General features: G+C 34.4%; 21 protein-coding genes (1 of these 21 only partly in view). 15 read left to right on the top strand and 6 right to left on the bottom strand.

Annotated elements, in window-relative coordinates; genetic code table 11:
• Positions 1-6 precede the first annotated feature (6 nt).
• The 4 genes from JDW14_09005 to JDW14_08990 are packed head-to-tail and all read left to right on the top strand — an operon-like array spanning position 7 to position 8334.
• Positions 7-2202, top strand: coding sequence for a hypothetical protein (locus JDW14_09005; protein ID QQD65397.1), 2196 nt, complete (start codon positions 7-9; stop codon positions 2200-2202).
• A gap of 5 nt (positions 2203-2207) precedes the next feature.
• The gene (locus JDW14_09000; GenBank protein QQD65396.1) at positions 2208-3827 is read left to right on the top strand and encodes a DUF5597 domain-containing protein; all 1620 of its coding nucleotides are present in this window, start codon (positions 2208-2210) and stop codon (positions 3825-3827) included.
• Positions 3828-3851: 24 nt separating this feature from the next.
• On the top strand, positions 3852-6536 hold the full coding sequence (locus JDW14_08995) for a family 78 glycoside hydrolase catalytic domain (protein QQD65395.1): 2685 nt from the start codon (positions 3852-3854) through the stop codon (positions 6534-6536).
• Positions 6514-8334, top strand: coding sequence for a family 43 glycosylhydrolase (locus tag JDW14_08990; GenBank protein ID QQD65394.1), 1821 nt, complete (start codon positions 6514-6516; stop codon positions 8332-8334). Before JDW14_08995 ends, JDW14_08990 begins: the two co-directional genes overlap by 23 nt.
• 144 nt (positions 8335-8478) lie before the next feature.
• On the opposite strand, the gene JDW14_08985 is transcribed toward JDW14_08990, so the two are convergent.
• Together JDW14_08985 and JDW14_08980 are read right to left on the bottom strand one after the other, a co-directional pair.
• Complete coding sequence (locus JDW14_08985; protein ID QQD65393.1) at positions 8479-9039, bottom strand: chromate transporter; 561 nt, start codon at positions 9037-9039, stop codon at positions 8479-8481.
• Positions 9036-9614: a chromate transporter gene (locus JDW14_08980; GenBank protein QQD65392.1), complete on the bottom strand. Its 579-nt coding sequence runs from the start codon at positions 9612-9614 to the stop codon at positions 9036-9038. Before JDW14_08980 ends, JDW14_08985 begins: the two co-directional genes overlap by 4 nt.
• Positions 9615-9980: 366 nt before the next feature.
• On the opposite strand from JDW14_08980, the gene JDW14_08975 reads away from it, so the two are divergent.
• On the top strand, positions 9981-10544 hold the full coding sequence (locus tag JDW14_08975; protein ID QQD65391.1) for a TetR/AcrR family transcriptional regulator: 564 nt from the start codon (positions 9981-9983) through the stop codon (positions 10542-10544).
• Positions 10545-10926: 382 nt separating this feature from the next.
• Entirely contained in the window at positions 10927-11421 is a 495-nt protein-coding gene (gene tpx, locus JDW14_08970; protein QQD65390.1) for a thiol peroxidase, read from the top strand.
• A 97-nt stretch (positions 11422-11518) separates the two neighbouring features.
• Here tpx and JDW14_08965 read toward each other — a convergent pair whose 3' ends face one another.
• On the bottom strand, positions 11519-12178 hold the full coding sequence (locus tag JDW14_08965) for a deoxynucleoside kinase (GenBank protein QQD66544.1): 660 nt from the start codon (positions 12176-12178) through the stop codon (positions 11519-11521).
• A gap of 166 nt (positions 12179-12344) precedes the next feature.
• Here JDW14_08965 and JDW14_08960 point away from each other — a divergent pair, with 166 nt between their 5' ends.
• Positions 12345-12758 carry an OsmC family protein gene (locus JDW14_08960; protein ID QQD65389.1) on the top strand — a complete coding sequence of 138 codons (414 nt, stop codon included), beginning with the start codon at positions 12345-12347 and terminating at the stop codon, positions 12756-12758.
• A gap of 12 nt (positions 12759-12770) precedes the next feature.
• Positions 12771-13082 (top strand): methylated-DNA--[protein]-cysteine S-methyltransferase, encoded by a 312-nt coding sequence (locus JDW14_08955; protein ID QQD65388.1) that lies wholly within the window; start codon positions 12771-12773, stop codon positions 13080-13082.
• Positions 13083-13137: 55 nt separating this feature from the next.
• On the opposite strand, the gene JDW14_08950 is transcribed toward JDW14_08955, so the two are convergent.
• Positions 13138-13803: a hypothetical protein gene (locus tag JDW14_08950; GenBank protein ID QQD65387.1), complete on the bottom strand. Its 666-nt coding sequence runs from the start codon at positions 13801-13803 to the stop codon at positions 13138-13140.
• A 196-nt stretch (positions 13804-13999) separates the two neighbouring features.
• On the opposite strand from JDW14_08950, the gene JDW14_08945 reads away from it, so the two are divergent.
• Positions 14000-14674, top strand: a complete 675-nt coding sequence (locus JDW14_08945) for a response regulator transcription factor (GenBank protein ID QQD65386.1) — start codon at positions 14000-14002, stop codon at positions 14672-14674.
• Positions 14671-15960, top strand: a complete 1290-nt coding sequence (locus JDW14_08940; GenBank protein ID QQD65385.1) for a HAMP domain-containing histidine kinase — start codon at positions 14671-14673, stop codon at positions 15958-15960. The genes JDW14_08945 and JDW14_08940 overlap by 4 nt, the downstream gene beginning before the upstream one ends.
• Positions 15961-16025: 65 nt before the next feature.
• On the opposite strand, the gene JDW14_08935 is transcribed toward JDW14_08940, so the two are convergent.
• Positions 16026-17624 (bottom strand): ABC transporter ATP-binding protein, encoded by a 1599-nt coding sequence (locus JDW14_08935; protein ID QQD65384.1) that lies wholly within the window; start codon positions 17622-17624, stop codon positions 16026-16028.
• Between the two features lie 145 nt (positions 17625-17769).
• On the opposite strand from JDW14_08935, the gene JDW14_08930 reads away from it, so the two are divergent.
• The 4 genes from JDW14_08930 (at position 17770) to JDW14_08915 (ending at position 22509) form a co-directional block, all read left to right on the top strand.
• Positions 17770-18618 carry a helix-turn-helix domain-containing protein gene (locus JDW14_08930; GenBank protein QQD65383.1) on the top strand — a complete coding sequence of 283 codons (849 nt, stop codon included), beginning with the start codon at positions 17770-17772 and terminating at the stop codon, positions 18616-18618.
• Positions 18619-18701: 83 nt separating this feature from the next.
• Positions 18702-19550, top strand: a complete 849-nt coding sequence (locus JDW14_08925) for a helix-turn-helix domain-containing protein (protein ID QQD65382.1) — start codon at positions 18702-18704, stop codon at positions 19548-19550.
• A 625-nt stretch (positions 19551-20175) separates the two neighbouring features.
• Positions 20176-21540 carry a 23S rRNA (uracil(1939)-C(5))-methyltransferase RlmD gene (rlmD, locus tag JDW14_08920; GenBank protein ID QQD65381.1) on the top strand — a complete coding sequence of 455 codons (1365 nt, stop codon included), beginning with the start codon at positions 20176-20178 and terminating at the stop codon, positions 21538-21540.
• A 204-nt stretch (positions 21541-21744) separates the two neighbouring features.
• Complete coding sequence (locus JDW14_08915; protein ID QQD65380.1) at positions 21745-22509, top strand: formate/nitrite transporter family protein; 765 nt, start codon at positions 21745-21747, stop codon at positions 22507-22509.
• Between the two features lie 110 nt (positions 22510-22619).
• Here JDW14_08915 and JDW14_08910 read toward each other — a convergent pair whose 3' ends face one another.
• Positions 22620-23429, bottom strand: a complete 810-nt coding sequence (locus JDW14_08910; GenBank protein QQD65379.1) for a MerR family transcriptional regulator — start codon at positions 23427-23429, stop codon at positions 22620-22622.
• A 149-nt stretch (positions 23430-23578) separates the two neighbouring features.
• Here JDW14_08910 and JDW14_08905 point away from each other — a divergent pair, with 149 nt between their 5' ends.
• Positions 23579-24496: the start of an FAD-dependent oxidoreductase gene (locus JDW14_08905; protein ID QQD65378.1), read on the top strand. The gene runs 1023 nt beyond the window's last position; 918 of the gene's 1941 nt are visible here — the first part of the coding sequence; the start codon lies at positions 23579-23581; the stop codon falls past the right edge of the window.

Below are 24496 nucleotides of genomic sequence, written 5' to 3'. Positions count from 1 at the left end.
TGAAATATGAAAAGAGTAAATATTAATCAAAATTGGGAATTTATTAAAGGTCAGGAGTCTATGCCAGGAGAATGGAGCAAGGTGGAGAAGGTAACGCTACCCCATACTTGGAATGCGATTGATGGACAAGATGGCGGCAATGATTATTTTCGTGGCTCATCTTGGTATCGCCGTGAACTTGGAAAGATTGATATACCATCTAATGGGCGAGTTTATTTAGAATTTGACGGCGTGGGTATGATTGCGAATGTTTTTATCAATAATCGGATAGCAGGGAGTCATGAAGGTGGTTATTCAAGATTTAGGTTGGATATAACTGATTATATTGATACTAATAATGAATTATTAGTGCAAGTGAGTAATGAGAAGAATCATGTGTATCCTCAGACGGCAGATTTCACTTTTTACGGTGGAATTTATAGAGACGTTCATTTGGTGATTGTACCGGAAATGCACTTTGATTTAGATTACTTTGGGTCTAATGGATTGAAAGTTACACCGAAAGTAATAGATTTAGAGGGAAAAATTGTTGAGATTAGTATTGAGGCTTGGACAAAAAATGCTGAGAAAATAATAGTTTCTTTCTTGAATAAAGAATATGAGTTAGATGTAAAAAATGATAAAGCAGAGGGTAAGATTACTTTAAATAATGCAAGATTATGGGATGGTATTAATGATCCTTTCTTGTACGAATTAGAGGCAAAGTTAGAGAATGGTGAAACCATATCTACAAAATTTGGATGTAGAAAATTTGAAGTTGATCCGCAGAAAGGATTTATGTTAAATGGGCGAGCATATCCATTACGTGGAGTGTCGAGACATCAAGATTTTAAAGGAATAGGTAATGCTATCTCTATTGAGCAAGAAATTATCGATATGGATTTGATAACTGAAATTGGGGCTAATTCAATCAGATTAGCACACTATCAGCATTCTCAATCATTTTATGATTTATGCGATGAAAAAGGAATGTGTGTCTGGGCGGAAATCCCTTATATTACTATGCATATGAAGAATGGTGTATCGAATACCCTTTCTCAAATGCAAGAGTTGGTTGTTCAAAATTATAATCACCCTTCTATTGTATGTTGGGGACTTTCTAATGAGATAACGGCTGCGAGTATAGTAAATGAAGAATTATTGGAAAATCATCGGATTTTAAATAATCTTTGTCACGAGCTAGACAAAACACGTCCAACTACAATGGCAAATGTTTTTATGCTAGAAACAGATAGTCCAATATTGGATATTCCAGATATCAATGCATATAATTTATACTATGGCTGGTATTTAGGTGAACTGGAAGATACGAACGTTTTCTTCGATGAATTTCACGAAAAATACCCTGATAAAGCAATGGGTTTCTCAGAGTATGGTGCTGACGCAAATATTAAGTTCCAATCTTCAAAGCCTGAAAAAGGGGATTATACGGAAAGTTATCAGTCTATTTATCATGAGCATATGATTAATATGATTGAAGATAGACCTTGGCTGTGGTCTACATATGTATGGAATATGTTTGATTTTGCAGCGGATGGAAGAGATGAGGGTGGAGAACATGGTTTAAATCAAAAAGGATTAGTAACTTTTGATAGAAAAGTCAAAAAAGACGCATTTTATGCGTATAAGTCAGTATGGAGTAAAGAACCATTTGTTCATATTTGCGGAAGAAGATATAAGGACAGGGTCGAAGAGATAACGGAGATAAAAGTTTATTCTAATTTGGAGTCAGTAGATTTATATGTTGATGGAAAATTATTTGAGCGAAAAGCTAATCAATGTTTCTATACATTTGAAGTCCCTATCAGTTTCCAACATGTGATTGAGGCCAAATCAGGTGAATTTTTTGATTGCATTAATATAAATAAGGTATCGGAACCCAATTTAGATTATGTGTTGAATAAAAAAGCAGCGGTATTAAATTGGTTTGATGACGAAGAGATAGACCCAGAATTTTATTCAGTTAATGATACACTTGCAGAAATAAGGAAACATCCTGAAGCTCGCAGTGTACTTGATGCAATGATGAATCAGAATACTGCTAGTAGAGGAGAAGTAGCGGAAAGAGTTAAGGATAATCCAGCGTTACAAAGAATGATGGGACGAATGACCCTAATTAGTTTGTTGAAACAAAGTGGAGATACTGATCCTGAAACAGCAAAACATCTTAATCGGATTTTCCAAAAAATTAAAAAGGGGTGAGTAATATGAATAAAACAAGAACTGTTTTTACAGTTGATAATAAGCCATTTATAGCGATTTCAGGAGAAACTCACAATTCGAATGCATCAAGTGCAGAAACGATGGAATCTATTTTTGAAAAAGCGGTAACATTAGGTTTGAATACTGTACTTGTACCAGCATATTGGGAATTGATTGAACCAATCGAAGGGAGATTCGAATTTGATTTAATTGATGCATTGATTAGTCAAGCTAGAGAGTATCAACTGCACTTAATATTTCTATGGTTTGGCACATGGAAAAATGCACAATCTATGTATGCTCCAGAATGGGTAAAAAGAGATTTAGAAAGATTTCCTAGAGCTCAGGTTGAAAAAGGAAAAAATAAAGTATCATTAAAACAATTTTATAATATGCCCTATACCACATTATCTTATCTGGGGGAAGAAACATGTAAGGCAGATGCACAAGCCTTTAGTAAATTTATGGCACATATTAAAGAGATTGACGGTGAGATAGGAACTGTTATTGGAATTCAAGTTGAGAATGAGGTTGGTTTGCAGGGAAGTGATCGAGAACATTCTGATAAGGCAGATGAATTATTTATACAAACTGTTCCGGAGAAATTTATAAAACACATGAAGGCTAATAGTGCTTCAATGGATAAAACAATAAAGGAAATAGTTGAAAAAGCCCCTAATGTGGGTACTTGGGAAGAAATATTTGGCAAGGTAGCAGGAGAAGTATTTTCAGCGTATCAATTCGCAAGTTATGTAGAAAAGGTAGCAGCAGCTGGTAAAAAGGAGTATTCCTTACCATTTATTGTTAATTGCTGGCTAGATAAAGGGCAAGATGCAGGGGTGTATCCTAGTGGAGGACCTATTGCTAAAATGATGGAAGTGTGGAAATATGCAGCACCCTCAATAGATGTTTATGCTCCGGATATCTATGTACCTAATTTTATTGAAGTTTGTGATTCGTATCTGAAATTGGATAATCCACTATTTATACCGGAGACAGCTACACATTCGCATGCAGCTCCGAGATTAGTATATACAATTGGACATTACCATGCAGCGGGATTTGCTCCGTTTGGTTTTGAAGATATGGGGCAACCATTTGATGATATATCTGCTTATTTATTTGGAGTAGATACAAGTGATCCGTTATTAAAGCAACCACAAAATGTGTTGGAATATCAATGGGTGGCAAGAACACTTAATGATATGATGCCACTGTTAATTAGTAAATACGGAACGAATGAATTACAGGCGGTGAGTTCAGAAAGTTTTAATTCTAATGATATAACTGTTGTATCGGCAGAGAGTATTAGCAATGGGGCAATGTTATTTGGAGATATTATCTTTAATGTTCTCATGAATATACCTATTATTAATAGAAAAGATGGGGTGTGTTTGATACTGCAAGAAGATGAGGAAACTTTTTATATTATTGCTAATGGATGTATGTTGCATTTTGCTTCGAATGATGTGGATAAACCTAATGTAGATATTATTTCATTAGAAGAAGGAATCTTTATGAAAAATAGATGGATTCCTACTAAGCGGTTGAATGGAGACGAGGCGAGTCGTTTGAGCTTTAATGAATATAAATTACTAAAATTAAAATTATTTACATACCAATAAAATATATCGGAGAGGAAGATAAAAATGAAAGGAATCCGATTAAAAACTAATCATATGATTAATCCAATTGGAATCGATGCAGATTCAATATTTTTTTCATGGAATTGTGAAGAAGATTCATTTCAAACAGCATGGCAAATTCAAATATTTATTAAGGATGAATTGTTTTGGGATAGTGGAAAAGTAGATTCCTCTGATATGTCGTATTTATACCAAGAGTATTTACCGCATAAAACTGTTTTTGCGTGGAAAATACGACTGTGGAATGAGGAACTAAAAGTAGGGGAATGGAGTCACTTTTCTTTTTTCGAAACGGGATTAGATACTCAAAATCTTACTATACAGTGGATTAATCCAGAAATTGATAAACTCAATATTGAAAATTATTCGCTAGAGGATTCAATTAATCGATATACATTTTTAAATTGGAAAAAAAAGGCAGAAGAGTCAGAAAATAATACAGTGCAGCCGTTTCCACAACAAACTATTACAGGAGACTTTCAAGTACATCAACCGGCTAGTTATTTGAAAAAAAGTTTTACGGTAGAACAATTAGGAGATAGTCGGTTATACATAACATCAAAAGGACTGTATGTTGTTTGGATAAATGGAGAAAGAATTGAAGATATGGTATTAGCACCGGGGACTACTTCATTTGATTACCATGTTAGCATACAAACTTATGATATTTCTTCCTATCTCAAAGAGGGAGATAATCAGTTACTAATTGCCTTAGGCGACGGTTGGTATCGAAGTACATCGGGTGTTTCGGGAGATCGAAATATTTTTGGTGAAGATATAGGTGTTTGGTTCAGGGTTGAAACAAATGGGGAAGTGATTTGTGAAGCGAATCAAGATATACAAGCCAGTCAAAATGGACCGATACGTCAAAATGACATGCAGCATGGGGAAATATACGATGCGAGATTAAGTAAGATAGAAGCTTGGCATGAAGTTAAAGTTGAAAATAATTATCTAAAATTGAAAGGTATGAATACTGTTCCGATTATCGAAAATGAACGATTTGTAGGGAAAATTATTACGACTCCAAATGGAGATAAAGTTATTGATTTTGGACAGAATATTGCTGGATATCCTGAAATTGAGATTGATGCAAAAGAAGGTCAAGTGATAAGGTTAGTGTGTGGTGAGGCATTGGATGAAAATGGTAATTTCACACAGGAAAATTTTCAAGAACGTGATCGTCATAAAGAGGGTGGCATATTACAAATTATCGAATTAATCTGTAAAAATGGCTACAATTATTACAAACCGTCGTTTACTATAATGGGATTTCAATATGCTAAGATTGAAACGGATGTTGATTTAACAAATGCAACATTTACTGCTGTTGCGGTTTATTCTAAAATGGAAACTTTAGGACATTTTGAGAGTTCTAATGTGCAGCTTAATCAATTAGTACAAAACAGCATTTGGAGTATGAAAGGGAATTTTTGTGATATACCGACTGATTGTCCAACTCGAGAAAGGGCAGGTTGGACAGGAGACATCGGATTATTTATTGAAACAGGACTATATTTAATGGACTGTTTGCCTATAGTTAGAAAATGGTTATTGGAATGTCAAGTTAACCAATATGAGGATGGTAAAGTTGCCAATATTAGCCCCAAAAATAGTTTTGGAAGTTATATAACAGAGTTGTTATGTATGTCGGTGGGGTGGGGTGATTCAGTGATTATTACGCCTTATGAAATGTATAAGCGTACTGGTGATATTTCGTTATTAAAAGAAAATTATGCAATGATGCAGAAATGGTATGCGTTTTTATATGGAAGAGCACAAATGACTACTGATGAACAATTAGACGGTGAGTTTTCGAAATATACTGTACTTAACGGAATGGATTATGGCGAATGGAGTGAACCAGGGATTACTGCACAACAGGCGATGATGAATCCACGGAAGTCAATAGGAACTGCCTATTTAGCTTATTCAGGTCGTTTAATGGCTGAAATAGCAGGAGTTCTTGGGCGAAATGAAGAGGCTGATAAGTATATGTTAATTTCGGAAAATGCTAAAAAAGCCTATCGATATGCTTTTACAAACAATGGCATTATTAAATCTGATAGACAGCATGAATATGTAAGAGCCATTCAATTTAATTTGCTACCAGAAGATAAGCTTCAAGAAGCAGCGAATGAATTAAATAAAATGATAATAGAAAATAACTATCATTTAAATACTGGCTTTTTATCGACGCCGCATTTATGTTCTGCTTTAACTAAATATGGTTATTATGATACCGCTTATAAATTGTTGTTACAAGATACTTATCCAAGTTGGTTATATGCGATAAATAAAGGTGCTAATACTATTTGGGAAACATGGGATGGAATTAATCAAAATGGAAAGCCGCAGGAATCTTTAAATCATTATGCTTATGGTGCTATTAGCGGATGGTTGTTTAAGGGCGTATGTGGAATCAATATATCTGGAAATGAAATAGTTATTCAACCTAATCCAAATAAATTGTTGGAAATGGCTAAGGCGTCGTATGCATCACCTGTTGGCTTGGTGAAAAGTGGTTGGCAGTTTGAGAATGAAAAGCTAATCTTTGATATCGAAATACCAGTAAACAATAAGGCTAGATTCATATTACCAAATGGAAAATCAGAGGTATTAAATCCTGGTGTCCATAAAATTATAATGAAATGGAGTGAAATTGATGACAAAACAATATTATTGTAATCCTTTAAATATAAATTATCGATATCAATTTAATCTTGATCAAAGAGTAGGGAAATTACAAATTAATCGAGAAGCAGCCGACCCCTCATTGATATATTATAATGGTTTATATTATATGTTTGTATCGATGAATTTAAGCGTATGGGTCTCAGAAGATTTAGTGAATTGGGAGGCAAAAAGATTGCCAGATTACTTGCCATTATATGATTATGCACCAGATGTACGAGTGTTGGGCGAGTATGTATACTTTTCTGCTTCTAAAAAGGGAGAAAATTGTGATTATTACCGCACGAAAGATATTATTGAAGGTCCATATGAAAAAATAGAAGGAACATTTGACTTTTGGGATCCAAATTTGTTTGTAGATGATGATGGAAGAATATATTTTTTCTGGGGTTGTACGAATGATGAACCTATCTGGGGTTGTGAATTAGACCCTGAGACAATGAAGCCGATATCAGAGAAAGTAGCTATCTTAGATGGAGATGCATTCACAAAAGGTTATGAACGAATAGGAGAAGACCATGCTTTATTCCCATTAGAGAATGATTTAGTTGAAAAAAAATTCGAAGCGTATATCTCTAGTCAAGGATTTACTAAAGAAAATATGCCACAGCAGATGAAATTGTATGAAACTGCTATAAAAGGAATGTTCTCGCAGCGACCTTTTATTGAAGGGGCTTGGTTAACTAAGCATGATAATAAGTACTATATGCAATATGCTTTTCCTGGAACGCAGTATAATGGCTATGGGGATGGCGTTTATATTGCAGATTCGCCATTAGGTCCATATAAAATTGCTGAACAACCAATTTATTCCTATAAACCAGGAGGCTTTATTCCAGGTGCTGGACACGGGTCTACTTTAGAAGATAAAAATGGAAATTGGTGGCACGCTGCAACAATGAGGATTAGTATGAATCATAATTTTGAACGGCGAGTAGGTCTATGGCCAGCTGGTTATGATAAGAATGGACAACTATTTTGCAATCAATTATATGGGGATTGGCCGATTTTAGTTGAAGATGGAAAAGTTACGAATTGGCAAAAACCGGAATGGTACCCTTTGCATATAGGTAAACAAGTTTCAGCATCAAGTTTTGAAGATGGAAAAGAACCTAAGAACGTAGTTGAAGAAGATATTCAAACTTGGTGGAGAGCTAAGACCAATCAATCAGGTGAATGGTTGCAGGTGGACTTAGGAGAGATAATGACAGTAAATGCAATGCAAATTAATTTTGCTGATGATAATTTGGATATTCCCGTACCTGGAGAAATTAGAATGGGAACACAAGCGAGATATATTGATGAAGTGGATTATTGTACGCAATGGAAGCTGGAAGGCTCTTTAGATGGCGTGAGTTATTTTGTAATTGAAGATAAATGGGATGCTAAAACGGATTTGCCGCATGATTTTATTGTAAAGGAAGATGGTTTACAATTAAGGTATGTAAAGCTAACAATTAATGCATTGCCTTATGAACAAAAAGCAGCTATATCTGGATTGAGAATTTTCGGACAAGGTAATGGTATACAACCTTTGGTTCCTCAATATACAGTGGAAAAAATAAGTGATTTAGATGTTGAAATCCATGTAGATTCATCTAGCGATAATACTGCTCTAGGATATAATATCTTATTTGGAAATCATCCAGAGAAATTATATAATAGCTACTTGATAACAGAAAAGCATACTCAAAAAATTGGTGCTTTGATTAAGGGCGAACCATTCTTTGTAAGAGTAGATGCTTATAATGAAAATGGTATTACGGAAGGCAACGTCATTCGAGTGTATTAACAATAGAATAAGGTTAAACTAGATAAAGAGACTGAAAAAAGTCTAATTATTGCAACAAATAAAATGGCAAAGCTAATTGAATAGCAGTATATACGTTTATTTGTTGTAATATATGACCTTTTCTCAGTCTCTTTTCATTACCTATCACACCAACGACAATACTAATCCCACTAATCCTGCAAGTAACATAATGTGAATTGGAGAGCGTTTTGTAAAACGTAATAATAGTAAAGCTCCGATAAAGATACAAGCATTAAGCACATCAAATTGATTTAAAGATTGAGGTAAATCTTGTTGACCAAATAGTGCCATATTGAGTAATGCGATACCAGCCGAGGCAATCATGGCAACAACAGCAGGGCGTAGTCCAAGTAAGATACCATTGACAATTGAAAATCCACGATAGCGATAATATAAAAAAGCGAAAGTCATGACGATAATGCTGGACGGTAAAATACACCCAATAGTAGCGATAAGTGCCCCTGGGATACCTGCGACTTGGATTCCCACAAATGTTGCAGAGTTGAGTGAAATTGGGCCTGGGGTCATTTCGGCAATGGTTGTAATATCCCCAAATTGCGTCATGGTCAGCCAATGGTTGACATCAATAGTCTGATGTTGAATGAGAGGCATAGCTGCATAGCCACCACCGATACTAAATAAACCAATTTTGAAAAAAGCCCAAAAAAGTCTGAGGTAAATCATGATTGAATATCCCCCTTCCGTTTTTGCTGATACAAGGTATTCAAACCGCCGATTAATGCACAAATTAAAATGATAAGAAGAATGTTAACATGGAAATAATGCACACTGATAAAACTCAATATCATCACGATAATCGGTAAGATTTCTCTATCTTTTAGTACATTTTTACCCATTCGAAAGACAACATCGAAGATAACGGCAGCGACAGCAGGTAACATTCCTTTCATGACTAAATGGACATATAAATTATCACGAAATGCTCGGTAGAATAAGGAAACAATCGAAATGATAATAAGTGGAGGCAAGGCAGTTCCCAGTACTGCAGTTAAAGCACCTAACATTCCAGCTACACGATATCCAATTAAGATAGAAGCATTAACAGAAATTGAGCCGGGTGAAGATTGGGCAATAACAGTTAAATCCAACATTTCATCTTCATCTAACCAATGGAGTTCTTCAACAAACTTTTGTCTCATTAATGGAATAATAATGAAGCCACCACCAAAGGTCACTGCTGATAATTTGAAAGTGATTATAAAAAGTTTAATAAAATCTTTTTTTGAAAATTTTGCCAAATTATTCCTTCCTTTCTAATTAGAATTTTTTCAAATAAAAAGTAGCACCTTAATAAAATAACATAAATTGTATAGAATTTTAAGTAATATGCACTATTTTTTATATTTATTTAGAGAATCTTTGTCTGGATATTGCTTGATTTAAAGTGTAATGTACCGTTTTCAATTTATGAAATATATAGTTGACTAATTGCTATATTTTGTCAATAAAGCTCTATTATAAACGATAATATCATTATTGGATTGAATAGGTGGATATGAGCTGATATAATCGAAACTGCATAAACGGGTATAGTTTCGATGTAAAAGTAGTTGTATCAGTGTAGTGAATATATATGTCGGGGTAGGTAGAAGGAGTGTAGGTTAATGTTACCATTGGAACAACAAATAATTGAACAAACCATTCAATTGTTTCAAGAACAAGGTTTTAAATTTACATTAGATGAATTAGCGAGTCGATTAAGAATTTCAAAAAAGACCATTTATCAATATTTTAGTTCGAAAGAAGCTATTTTTAATGCAGTGGTTGAATATGGATTCGCTAAAATTCAAGCGACAAAATGTCGGATTTTAGAAAGTAGTTTAAGTACGGTAGAGAAATTGAAATCAGTTTTAATTGCGATGCCACAAGAATTTGAAAAGATTGATTTTAGAGAGCTGAAAAATTTAGAAAAGATGTATCCGTCGGTTAATTTTAATTTACAACAGCATTTTGAAGCTGATTGGGAACCAATTTTTGCTTTAATTGAACAAGGGATTCATGAGGAAACGATAAGACCAATCAATATAAATGTATTGAAAATGATATTAACAGCTGCATTCGAGGCATTTATGTCGTCTGATTCTTTAGATGACAGTGGTCTTACCTATCGAGAAGCCTTAGTTGAATTGGTTGAAATTGTGATGAATGGTTTGATAATGAATGATTAAACAAACTCCACGAGACTTTTACCTATAAAGGTCTCGTGGAGTTTATGCTTTTAATTCTAAGTGCTAGTTAAATATATGGTGGATCCATTTTGCTATGATTTCGGCAGTTGAAGCATGAAAGAAGTGGATAACAATTCCATTGATAACAAAGTTTAAGATGACAAATAGAATGATGTATAGTATCAACTGTATACCATGATTTTTTCGCTGCTTGTTTGTCATATAAATCCCTCCAAAATATTTTTTTAATGCTTTCTATATTTAGTCTAGCACTATTTTGAATGAATGACAAATATAGCAGAGTGCTTTTATACTATCCTTTCTAGGTGTCGAGTGATATGATAAAAATAGTGACAAATGTTAAAAAGGTAGGGATTCTATTATGACAACGTTTAAAGGGCAGCCAGTAACCATTGTGGGTAAAGCATTACAAGTTGGGGATAGTTTACCTGATTTTAAATTGGTAACTTCTGAATTTGAAGAGCGAACACTACAACATTTTAATGGGAAGAAAAAAGTGATTAGTATCATTCCGTCTGTTGACACAGGAATTTGTGATACGCAGACACGAAGATTTAATCAAGATTTATCGGATATGGAGAATGCGGTAGTTTTGACAGTATCATGTGATTTGCCGTTTGCACAAAGACGTTGGTGTGGTGCTGCTGGAATTGAAAATGCGATTCTGTTATCGGACTATTATGACCATAATTTTGGCAAAGCATATGGAGCTTTAATGGAAGAGTGGCATTTATTAGCAAGGGCAGTAATTGTGGCTGATGAACAGAATAAGGTTACTTATGTTGAGTACTTAGATAATGTAAATACGCATCCGGATTATGAAGCTGCGATTGCAGCTGCACGAGCAATAGGGTAAGAAAGACTTATAAAAGCAAGTCACTTTGTTGAATTGAAGTGACTTGCTTTTTGCATCTTGGTTCGGTATTTGGTTGTTTCGTAGCTGAATTGTTATTTTATATTTCAGCTGTATCATCTAGCGACTTCAATTTATCTTCGACCATTTTCATTAAGACAGGAATGTCTTCTGGACGATTGACGACATCTAATTTATCAATATCAATGGTTAATACTTGTGACGCATGATAGTGATTCGTAACCCAATCATCATAACCCAACCAAAGCTTATAGTAATAATTTCGTAGACTTTCATCTTGTTCAAATTCTCGACCACGCAATCCAATACGCTCCATAATCGTTTCAAATGAACCATGTAAGTAGACCATTAAATCGGGTGCTTTTTGTGGAAGAGAATCAAGTTCTTCTAACATATTATTTAATAGTTTTTCATATATTTTAAACTCCATGTCGGAAATACGTCCCAAATCATTATTGACTTTACAAAAATACCAATCTTCATAAATAGAACGGTCTAAAACATTGTTACGATGATGAAATGCTTGTTTAATGTCGTAAAATCGACTATTTAAAAAATCTAATTGTAGTAAAAATGGATAACGTTTTGCCTCTTGTTCTTCAGGGGTAGCTGTATAAAATAAGGGTAAAATATCATTGTTTTCCACATTTTCGTAAAAAACATCAGAATGCAACTGTTCGCCGATAACTTTAGCTACGCTTGTTTTTCCAGCACCAATCATGCCACCAATGACTATAATCATAACCAACTCCTTGTATGATGTTACAAACTTTCTAATGCGTAAATTATATCATAAAAGGGGATTGGAAAGAGAGATTTTAGAGAAACTTTCATGAAGCACATCAGTTATTACGTTTATTATTCCTTAATTTATGTTACACTATACAAAAAAGGAAGTGAAGAAAATGACGTATCAATCACTCTATCATACAGAAGTTATAAATCAAGATGGTATTGAAGGTGTGTCGTATGTTAATGAACCGGGAGGCTTAACGGTTTCGGTGTCGAGTCCGATGAAAAGTATTCCGGGTACGAATCCGGAACAATTATTAGGTTTGGCATTAGCAACTTGTTTAAATGCAACTATTGAGGCAGAAGAAAAACGTCGTGGTTATGAGCATCAAGCTGTGGTAAGGGTTGCGATTGATTTAGCTCAAGATAATCCAGGTTATCAATTTTTTGTTGTTGCGAATGTGGAGATACCACATGTAGATAAGGCAGAAGCAGCGTCCATATTGGAAACGAGTTTGACAAGATGTCCAGTAGTGAAACTCTTAAAGGGTAGTAGCAATGTGAAAATTCAATTGGTTAATCCATAGTGCGTACAAAATATGGCAACAAAAGTTTTAACGGAAGAGTTAGTTTATGAAGTGTTATCTGTTGTGGCTGAAATCCCAGTGGGTAAGGTGGCGACATATGGTCAGATTGCAGCGCTCATTAATCGTCCGAAAAATGCACGTTTGGTTGGCAAGATATTAAGTGTGTCGGATTATTATGGCGATTATCCTTGTCATCGAGTGGTGAATGCAGCCGGTCGACTAGCACCCCATTTTGTTAATCAGAAAAGATTATTATTGGAAGAAGCAGTTGCGTTCAAAGATGTAGAGCATGTAGATATCCAAAAACATCGTTGGGAAGTATGAAAAAAATCAGTCCTGCAATAAGTTTGGGACTGATTTTTTGTGTTGCTTAAGCACCTTAATTTTCGTAATATTGTTTATCGAATCGTAAGCTGACATCTACTCCGGATTCTTCTAATTCATCGAAAAAGTCGCTGACAAATTGAAGTGTGCGTTGGTGTCGTTGTTCGGCAATCACTTTTGCTTTCTCAGTTTGGATAAACGATTTTAGGCGTAATAATTTTTCGTCAAAATGTGCAATTGCATTGCGCTGTTTTGTTCGATAATCGTCTAGTGAATGCAATGTGACATCAGCTAAGTTTGGGTCATAAAAAGGAGAGTGTTTTACTTGACCATTATACTGAAATGTTCGTGCAATACCAATCGCTCCAATTGCATCTAACATGTCGGCATCTGTCACCAATTGAGCTGCACGTGATCGTTCAGGAACTGTAAAGCCACCTTTAAAACCAATTGTCGGCAAATCATGTAGCAAATTATCGAAGTATGTTTCCGGAACTTGCCAATCTTGTAATTGTTGAATGAAAGTGTTATGGGACTGCGTTTGATTCAATTTGTCATCGAATTCTTCGTGGAGCAAAGCGAGTGTCCATAAATAGTCAAGGTCATCGGTTTTCTCGGCGATTTTTTGTGCTAAATGTGCGACACGCAATATATGGTCAAATGCATGACCACTTTTTTCTGATAAATATTTTTGTTGAATACTATGGGTTAGGTGGTTCATATTATTAATCCTTTCCATTTTATAGATTAATTAGAATGACAGGACAGTTGTCATCGCTTGTGTACACACTATATCAAAATTTGATATAATGAATCAACAAAGACAAATTGATCTGCATAGTATGAGAAGTATGGATTTTTAGGTAAATTTTAATTCGGTCGCGTATCTTGAAAGAGACTAGAATGGGGGGATACAAATGCGATTATTATTAGCAGAAGACGAAAAGGATTTAGCAAGAGCATTAGCTGCGATACTAAAACACCATAGTTATGAAGTAGACGTTGTTCATAATGGTGAAGATGCACTGTTTTATGCAGAAAGTGCCGAGTATGACGGCTTGATTTTAGATATTATGATGCCGAAAAAATCGGGTTTAGAAGTATTAGATACCTTACGCAAACGTGGTGCACAAACACCGATATTATTATTAACAGCTAAAAATCAATTAGAAGATAAAGTGACAGGATTAGACTCTGGAGCTGATGATTATATTACGAAACCTTTTGACACGCCTGAATTGTTAGCGCGAGTTCGCTCAATGTTAAGACGTCCAGCGACTTATGTATCGGATACCTTAACCGTTGGCGATGTGACCTTGGATCGCAGTAATTATCTACTCCAAGCTAATGGGCAAAGTATTTCGTTAAATAATCGTGAGTTTCAATTAATGGAAATGTTCTTTTTGAATAGTAATCAAGTATTATCTAAAGAATTGATAATGGATCGTATTTGGGGCTTAGAATCAGAAGCAGAAATTAATGTGGTTTGGGTGAACATTTCTTCTTTACGAAAAAAATTACAACAATTGGAATCTAAAGTTAAAATAAGTGCACAAAGAGGATTAGGCTACAAGCTAGAGGTTGACGCATGATTCAACAAATGAAACGACGATTCATGTTGGTTTCCATGGGATCATTTTCTTTGGTAATGATGATTTTGTTTATTTTATTAAATGCCTTTAATTATATGCAAAATATTCAATTGGAAGAGCAACGAGTGATGAGTTTTGTGGATTGGCAATTAGGCTTGACCGGTCTGGATACAAATTATGAAGGTTCTGCGTCCAACAATCAGAATCGTCGGGATAGTTTTAATTTTGAAAATTGGTTTAACTTTGGTAATAGTTTATTAGGTACAGAAAAATCTACACGTCAAATGACGAATTATTTTTATGTAGTGTATGATACTGACGGAAAATTATCTGAAACGGTAGTTGGCTGGAATGATGAAGTATTTGAAGTGAACGCACAAATATTAGCCACGAAAATTGTAAAGCAAGAAAAAGAACGTGGTTGGTCAGGGTCGTATCGCTTTGTTAAACGGAAATTAACAGACGGTCGTATTGCTGTAACGTATATCGATATGTATCATGAACTGGAAACAATTATTCATTTTGCGATTTTGTCGTCACTGATATTCATCTCATTGTTAATGATTGTTTACTTGTTGCTATTATTTTTCTCTAAACAAGCGATTCAGCCATTGATTCATAATATTGAACGACAAAAAGAATTTATTAGCAATGCCAGTCATGAAATTAAAACACCATTAGCTGTGTTGTCGACCAACAATGATGTACTTGAAATGATCGGTATTAAAAATGAATGGACGCACAGTAATCGTAATCAAATTAAACGGTTGAATAATCTTATTGAGCAAATGCTATTATTGGCCCGGTTTGATGAAGGGAAAGCGACTTTAAATCTAGTAATGATTCATTTGAATGAAGTGGTTGCTGATATTGTGCAAGATATGCAGTCGTTAATAGAAGAAAATGAAAAAAATCTTGTTGTAGATATTTCGGAATCCATTACTTTATATACGGACGAAGTAAGTGTAAGGCAATTAGTTTCTTCTCTGTTAGAGAATGCTGTTAAATATCATGTAGGCACGCAGCCGATTGAAGTGTCTTATCACCAAGATACACATGAATTGTGGATTCGAAATGAATGCGAACCGATGACGGAGAGTGAATGTAAACAGTTATTTGACCGATTTTATCGACGTGATACTGCTCGTAGTCGTGAAACAGGTGGAAGTGGTATGGGGTTGTCCATTGCACAAGCTGTTGCCCAGTCTGCAGACATTCAATTACGAGTGACTTTATTATCACCAACTGATATTGCGTTTAAATTGAAATTTAAGGTAGGAAAATAGAACAAAAGGAAACTGTGCGTGGCAACTGAAGTGTTGTTACGCACAGTTTTTTTAAGTGGCAGGTATTATAATTGAAGAATGCCGTCAAGTGATTGAATAATTGTATCGTCTAGATGATGCGAAATCATGATAATGGATAGATTGTCATTGCCGATTAACTGCTTTTCAATTTGGAGAGCAGTTTTAGAATCTAATTTTGATGTGCTTTCATCAAGAATGATAATGTTTTGATTACGCAGTATTCCTCTGGCAAGTGCAATGCGTTGTAACTGACCACCGGATAGGGTAGTACCATTTTCTCCAATTAAAGTATCTAAATGATTCGGTAAGGTTGATAGTAAATCAGCTAAATCAACTGTTTTGAGAGCCGTAATCAATTGCTCGTCTGAATAGGTGTCGCCAAGGCACAAATTATTGCGAATAGTGTCGTTGAAAACATGTGGATTTTGGTCGATATACAAAATCTTATTAAAAATATCAGTGTTGGATAGCGTGTTCACTTCGTGGTTGAAAAATAGGACAGAGCCGGAATAATTGCTGATTTTTCCGGTTAATATGTCGACTAAAGTGGATTTACCACTACCACTTTTTCCAATTATGGCATATTTTTTATTTTTTTCGAATGTAAAATTGAGCTGATTAAGTATTTTGTTTGAGTCGTAAGCAAAGTTTAAATCTTTCAATTCAAAAATCGTGTTTTGAGTTTCTTCAATTGATGAAGTTGCGATTCGTTCTTGTTTTTGAGCCTCTAAAGCATCGAATTTATCTAAGATTGGCTGAACGCTTTGAATAGTAGCAATATATTGGCTGAGTGTACCTATGGTATTAAAGATTGTTGAACCAAGTCCCCCGGCTGTAATAATCATACCGATACTAATATGTTGGTTATAAGCTAAATAACCGGTTAAAGCCATAATGGATACTTGGCTGATAATATTACCAAGCCCACCTGCGATTGCGATTTTTCCGTAAGATTTAGCATAATGACGTTTTGTGTTACCGAGTAAGACGGAGTCATCGTGTACTTTCTTACGGATATACGGTAGTCGCTGAAAAGCATATAGGGTGTCATAACCTGAAAAATAATCGCTAACTTTTGAGATGAATTGTTCATTTTCTTGGCTAACAGCTAATGATTTTTCTCCTAATTCTTGGTGAAATAGTTTAGGTAATTGTAATAGTAAGATTGTCTCGGTTAAAGTTAGTACAATCAATGACCAATGGATAGTAAAAAGTGCGATGATAGAGATACTCGTTGATAATATACCAGCGATTAAGTCGTAACTCGGTTCGATGGCTCGGTCTTCAATTTGCTGAATGTCATTGGAAAGCCAAGATACATAGGTTCCACTAGTTCGTTCGTGATAAGTTGAATAGGAAACATTTGTGACAGAATCCATAATATTCGTCCGTAATTTTGTCGCAATTTTTTGAGTAGTAGTAGCTTGGTACCGAATTTGAATATAGGTAGTTAGTAATAATAAGATAAAAGTGGCGAACAATAAGGAAATACTATATGTAAATTGTGAGAAGTTTAAATTGACCAAATTATTAAGTATATTCCCTTGTAAAAAACTAGACGCAATCCGGCATAAACTAAGTATGATTAATATCAGAGAAACTTTGCTAAACTCACGCCAAAAAGTTAAAAATATCCGTTTCATTCGTATTCCTCATTTCGTTGATTTTAAATTTATAATAATATATACTTTTGAAAAACAGGGCCAAAATGTCATATTTGACAAAATGAAGAAGAGTTAATGCGAAGTGCAAAAGTCAATCTGAATGAGCCAGAATAGGAGAGAGATTATGGAAATAGGAGAAGTTTTAAGAAGTTATCGGCGTTCTTTAGGTTTAACGCAGCAAGAAATGGCAGCAAATATTTTAACGACTTCCTATTATTCTAAGGTTGAAAAGGGATATCATCGCATTTCAGCTGAAGATTTGTTTGAGATTTTGGACTTACATGGAATTAAATTGATGTCATTTTATGAAAAGTATCAGGAAAATAAGAATGAATCGCAATATAATCGACTGATGCATCAATTATTCCAAGCGTATTATAAGTTGGATAGTAATTTATTAGATGATGTAGAAAACAAATTGTTGCAGAGCAAACTATCAAAAGATGAGCAACAGCGATTGCGTTTTTTATTAAAGGCATTTAGTGCGATGATAAGTCAAGATTTTGATTCCATTTCGGAACAAGATAAAATCGAGATGAAAAATAAAATTTTTGATTTAGAAAATTGGAGCGAATATAAGTTATCTTTATATGCCAATATAATGGTTATATATGATATTGAAGCTAATCAGTCGATGATAGGGAGTATTTTATTAGAAGATTTGGAAAAGATGAGTTCAGCTAAACAAGCTAAGGTTTTATCTATTTTAATAAACTTTATAATGATTTGTTTTTATAATAAAGAGTATAATTTAGCACGTTATTATATCAAAAAGATAAAATCTGTGACGACTCGTCCACAAATAAATGTAGTGCACAAATTAATGAATGAGTTTTATCATAATTTTTTAGAATATAAAGAGAAAAAGGAAACTGTTTTTTATGAAAATATGATGCATATCATTACCTCATTCGAGTTGATTGATGCAACATCAGTTGTAGAACAGTTAAAGTCGATGTTTCATGGATTGTAAACGGTTAATAAATTAGGTGGTTCTTTGAATTTAAGGGTATAAGTGCAAAAAACTAATCTGAATGAGCTAGAACAGGAGAGAGTATGGAAATAGGAGAAGTTTTAAGAAGTTATCGGCGTTCTTTAGGTTTAACGCAGCAAGAAATGGCAGCAAATGTTTTAACGACTTCCTATTATTCTAAGGTTGAAAAGGGATATCATCGCATTTCAGCTGAAGATTTGTTTGAGATTTTGGACTTACATGGAATTAAATTGATGTCATTTTATGAAAAGTATCATAAAAATGATAAAGTATTAGAATTTAACAGACGGGTACGAGAAATAACGCAAGCTTATAATGCTATGGATACTGATGCTTTAAATAGGTTAAAAAATCAAATTTGTGTATCGAAACTTCCGAATAAGGAACAACAAATTTTAATGTTTTTGTTAAAGATAGTAATGGCAATAATTAACCAAGATATAGATTCTATTTCTGAGCAAGATAAAATTGAAATAAAAAATAAGATTTTTAATCTTGAAAATTGGGACGACTTTAAGCTAACTTTGTATGCAAATGTGATGATAATATATAGTGTTGATGCTAATCAAGTGATGATAGGTAATATTTTGACAGAAGATTTAGAAATTATGAATTCTGAAAAGCAAGCACTGATTTTAACTATTCTAATTAATTTTATTTTAATTTGTATTTATCAAAAGGAATTCCATTTAGCATACTATTATATTGAAAAAATAAAAAATGTAACGACTCGTCCTCAAACCAATATTCTTCATAAAATGATGTCCGAATTTCTTTTTAATTATCTGAATTATAGAGATAATAGGGAAGAAATTTTTTACGATAATATGCAAACAATTATTAAGTCTTTCGAGTTAATTGGTGCAACATTGATTGTCGGTCAATTAAATTCGATGATGACAGAGTTGTAATATAACTACTTTAGTATTAGGCATCTATATGATGTTTATTGATTCTTTTAATCAAAATGGTTGTTATTTGTGGAATGGGGAGTGTATTAACGTTCCACTATAGAATTTAGAAAGTCAGGTTATGTAATAAAGTTTAAAAAGTGCTATAAATCAAATGAAAAACGCTAATTTACTGGCGTTCTCATTTGATTTATAGTAACATCTGACTTTTTGCCTTATCACTATTATAGAATTTTTAAGGCGTGGGAAATAATTTTATGCTGAAAAAATGGACATTTGATTTCAATGGATATAAACCAAAGATTCAAAACCTTTCTCCCCTTTCGTTGTAAGTTGTTATTTTGAGTTTGGAAAAAGATTACGGTTTAATTTTGATTTTAACGGTTACTGTTACTTCGACTTCCATAATACTTCTCCTTTCTTATTTGAATTTACAAGTATGATTCTACTTTGTAGATGTAAATTTGACGTGATAAATGTCGTAAGAAAATAAAAATGTCAAATTTGACAACGGCGTCAAAAAAGCGAGTAAATTTTGTTTATTTGTTTTTGCATTGTAATATTGGTAATCTCTTGCATTTTAATGTATGCTGAATAAGAGAAAATGGGTTGGAAGGAACAGTAGATGAAACAGTTATTTAAAAAGAATCAAGAAATTGTTGGTTTGGTAGAAGATTTGACGTCTGAAGGCTTAGGGGTTGTTCGTGTAGAAGGATTTGCTTTTTTTGTGGAAGGTGGAATTCCGGGCGAAATCGTTCATGCTAAAGTGATGAAAGTTGGTAAAAATTTTGGTTTCGTACGTTTAGTTGAGATTAAAAATCCGAGTTATGACCGTCAAGAGATGATTGATGTGGTCGGACGTCAGATTGGAACAATGGCTTTACAGCATATGAGTTATGACTTGCAATTGGCATTTAAGCAAGAAACAGTGCGTAATACATTTCGTAAGATTGGTGGATTTAAACAAGTGCCAGTCCGTATGACATTAGGCATGGCACACCCTTGGGGCTATCGTAATAAGGCGCAAATTCCAGTGAGAGAGATTAATGGGAAATTAGAAACCGGCTTTTTTAGAAAAAATACACATGACCTTGTTCCAGTTAATAATTTTCATATACAACACCCTGAAATTGACCGAGCGATTCAACTTATTCGGAATGTCCTAAGAAAATTCAAAATTACAGCATATAATGAATTAAATCATTCAGGAGAAGTTCGGCATATTATCGTGAAACGTGGACATGTTTCAGGCGAAGTAATGGTTATATTGGTTGTAAATGGTGCTGCATTACCAAATGAATTGGAAATTGCGAAAGAAATTATGGTGCAAATACCAGAAGTTGTGTCAGTTGTATTGAATCGACAAGATAAGAAAACGAATGTGATTATGGGAGATAAAAGTCGAGTATTGTTGGGAGAACAATACTATCAAGACCGTATGCTAGGATATACATACTTTATTTCTGCACATTCTTTCTATCAAGTAAATACACCACAAGCAGAAGTGCTGTACAAAGAAGCTATTCGAGCAGCTGATTTAACAGGGCAGGAAACAGTGCTAGATGCTTATTGTGGCATTGGAACGATTACTTTGCCGTTGGCACAGCAAGCTAAGCGGGTATATGCAATGGAAGTGGTGCCGCAAGCGATTGAAATGGCGAATAAAAATGCAGCGTATAATTATGTTGAAAATGTTACTTTTGAAGTTGGAAAAGCAGAAGATGTATTGCCAAAATGGAATGAAACAGGAGTTCATTTTGATGTGATTGTTGTAGACCCTCCAAGAAAAGGATTGGATAAACAGTTTGTTGATAGTGCGATTGAGCAAGCACCTAAACGCATTGTTTATGTTAGTTGCAATCCAGCTACTTGTGCACGAGATTGTAAATTATTTGCAGAAGCAGGTTATCAATTGCAATATGTGCAGCCAGTTGATTTATTCCCACAAACGACGAGTATTGAATGTGTGGCGTTATTGGTAAAAGAATAAATTTGAATGCAAAATACGGTATAACATTGGTGGTGTTATACCGTATTTTTGCTAACTTGATTCTAGGGGACGGATTTTGGATTTTTCGGCATATTTTTGGAAGGTTTGCGATATTCTGTGAAAAATTTTATGGAATGCTATTGAAAATGGAATATATTATTTTTATAATAAATATTGTGAAAAAGTTAACGGAGTGTGATAAGAATGTATACACCAGAAGAGATATTGGAAAAAACAATTGAGATAGGCTATAAAAAGACGCAAAAAGCATTGCATGCTAAATTAATATTAGGCTTTGTTGGCGGTGCTATGATTTCGTTAGGGTATCTCGCATATATACGGGTTATTTCTTCGGTGGCGCACGAGTGGGGGAGTTTTGCTTCATTTATTGGTGCGTGTGTATTTCCGGTGGGGCTAATGGTTATTTTGTTGGCTGGAGGAGAATTAGTAACAGGCAATATGATGGCTGTTGGGGCAGCATTATTTGACGGGAAAATTCGTCCAATTGATTACGCAAAAAATTTATTTGTCATTACATCAGCTAATTTTGTGGGTGCAATGTTTGTGGCATATTTCTTTGGACATGTTGTTGGGCTAACAGCTAATGGTGTTTATTTAGATGAAACGCTAGCCGTTGCAGGTGCAAAGATTGCTGCTACTCCAATGCAAGCATTTATTTCCGGTATTGGCTGTAATTGGTTTGTGGGATTAGCGTTATGGTTGACTTACGGTGCAAAGACGGATGCAGGAAAATTTCTTGCGACATGGTTCCCTGTTATGACATTTGTCGCAATTGGATTTCAGCATAGTGTCGCTAATTTCTTTGTCATTGGTGCGGCGATTTTCGAAGGTGGTGCGACATGGGGAGAGTTATTTATTAACTTTGTTCCAGTGTTTTGTGGAAATGTTACAGGTGGTGCAATATTTGTTAGTGCTTTTTATTATGGTGCTTATAAATACGGACATTAATATGCATTGTAGTCAGTGTTGAATATTTCGGTGCTGTGTTAAAGTTAATGATATAAAAACAGTGGTGTTGGGTAATCCTTTATTGTACCTCAACCCACTGTTTTCTTTGTTTAGTGTATAGGAACGATTAGTCGTTGTAAGCTATAGCGTTGTTGTTCAATTCGAAAGACGAGTAAGGTTTGGATGTATCCAGAATTTAAACTTAGATTCAACGATTCGAGCAATTGCTTTGGTGCTGCTAAAATGTGAGTCAAATAATCTTCATTTTTCAGTTGAGTAGGTTGAATGACAAAATCGTATAAAAAGCATCTTTGTTCGGGTATCAATTGCGTATACGAATTATCGCAAAGTAAGTTGAAAGCTTGAATTTCAGATTCTGTTAATGAAAAACCATATTGAGTGACACGTGTATCATAGTGAAATTTAGCAGTGGATTTTGTTATAGGTAATAAATTAATCCAATCTTTAATAGCGTGTCGGTGTTCATCCGATTGTATCGTGAATGCCTTGCCTTTGGTGTGTTGCATGAAATAAAACGGCTCAATGGTTTGAATAGACCAATTTGAGTAGTTTGAATCTACTTGAATTTTGTGTAACCAATCAATTTGTTGATTAAATTCTTGTTGAAAACGAGTTTGTAATGTTAATTGGTTATCGTTTAACAATCGTTTTTGTTCGTAGATATTTAAGATGTTTTGCATAGAATTATTTTGAATGGATTTGATTTCTGCAAGTGAAAAGCCGAAATTTTGTAAAGTTTTAATATCAAAAATTTTTTGAGAGTCAGAAAATGCGTAGAAACGATATAGATTCTTTTGGTTTCTTTTGCTTTGGATTAAATCGAATTTTTCGTAATGCTTTAATAAGTCGGGTGTTACTCCTAGATTGCTGGCGAAATGACCAATTTGAAATTCTTTCATCGTTTAAAAATACTCCTAACTATTTCAAAAAAATAAAATACTTACTCATATTATATTATGAATTTAGATAAAAATCATCTTGACTTGAGTGCAGCACCTAGCTCTATCATTTATTTGTTCAAAGATGAGCAAAGGAGTTTGATGTAGAAATGAAAAAAAGATTAATGCTATCAAGTTTAGTTTTAGCAAGTGTATTGGCGGCAAATGTAACAACGTTTAACTATTCGAATGTTAACCATGCATTATCAGTTGTTAGTGTTAAAGCTGCGACCTATCAACCTGGAACATACACAGGTGAAGCAAAAGGGCATGGTGGAGTCGTGAAAGTTGAAGTAACCGTAGATGAAGAAAAAATTGTGGATATTCAAGTGGTTGAACATCATGAGACAGACGGAATTGCGAATGGTGCGATTGAAAAAATTCCAGCAAACATTTTAGAGTCACAAAGTTTAGGTGTAGAGGTTGTTTCAGGTGCATCACAAGTAAGTAATGCAATTATTGATGCTGTAGCAGATGCTGTTGCAAAAGCAGGTGGCGATGTTGAGGCGTTAAAAGCAGTTGAAGTCATCAAAACAGGAGAAGATGAAGAAATTTCTACACAAATTGTCGTTGTTGGTGGGGGAGCATCAGGTACTGCGGCAGCACTGAGAGCAGCTGAATTAGGAGCAAAAGTAGTTGTAGTTGAAATGACTGCAAGTCCAATGGGTCAAGGGACAATGGCTGGTGGATTATTTGGAACGGACTCAACACAACAAAAAGAACAAGGAAAAACAGTTGACCCAGCTTGGTATTATAACCAGTATTTAACAACGGGAAATTATCAAGTGAACGGAGCTTTACTATCTAGGGTTATTAAAAACTCTGGTCATGTTGTAGATTGGCTAATGGAGAATGGAGCGAAATTGATTTTAGCACATCCAGCTACTGGTGGTGTGTACGAACATTTACAAACAATGCCAACTTCAACTTTGCATGGATATGTAGAAGGTGGCGTTCAAGCGATTACGAATTTACATGACGCATTGGCCCAAAAAGGAGGAGAAGTGCGTTATAGTACAAAAGCGACT

The sequence above is a fragment of the Aerococcaceae bacterium zg-252 genome (assembly GCA_016237705.1).
GTDB classification, from domain to species: Bacteria; Bacillota; Bacilli; order Lactobacillales; family Aerococcaceae; genus Globicatella; species Globicatella yangjingiae.
Note: the sequence above shows the minus strand (reverse complement) of the source record. Positions and strands in the feature narration are given on the sequence as shown.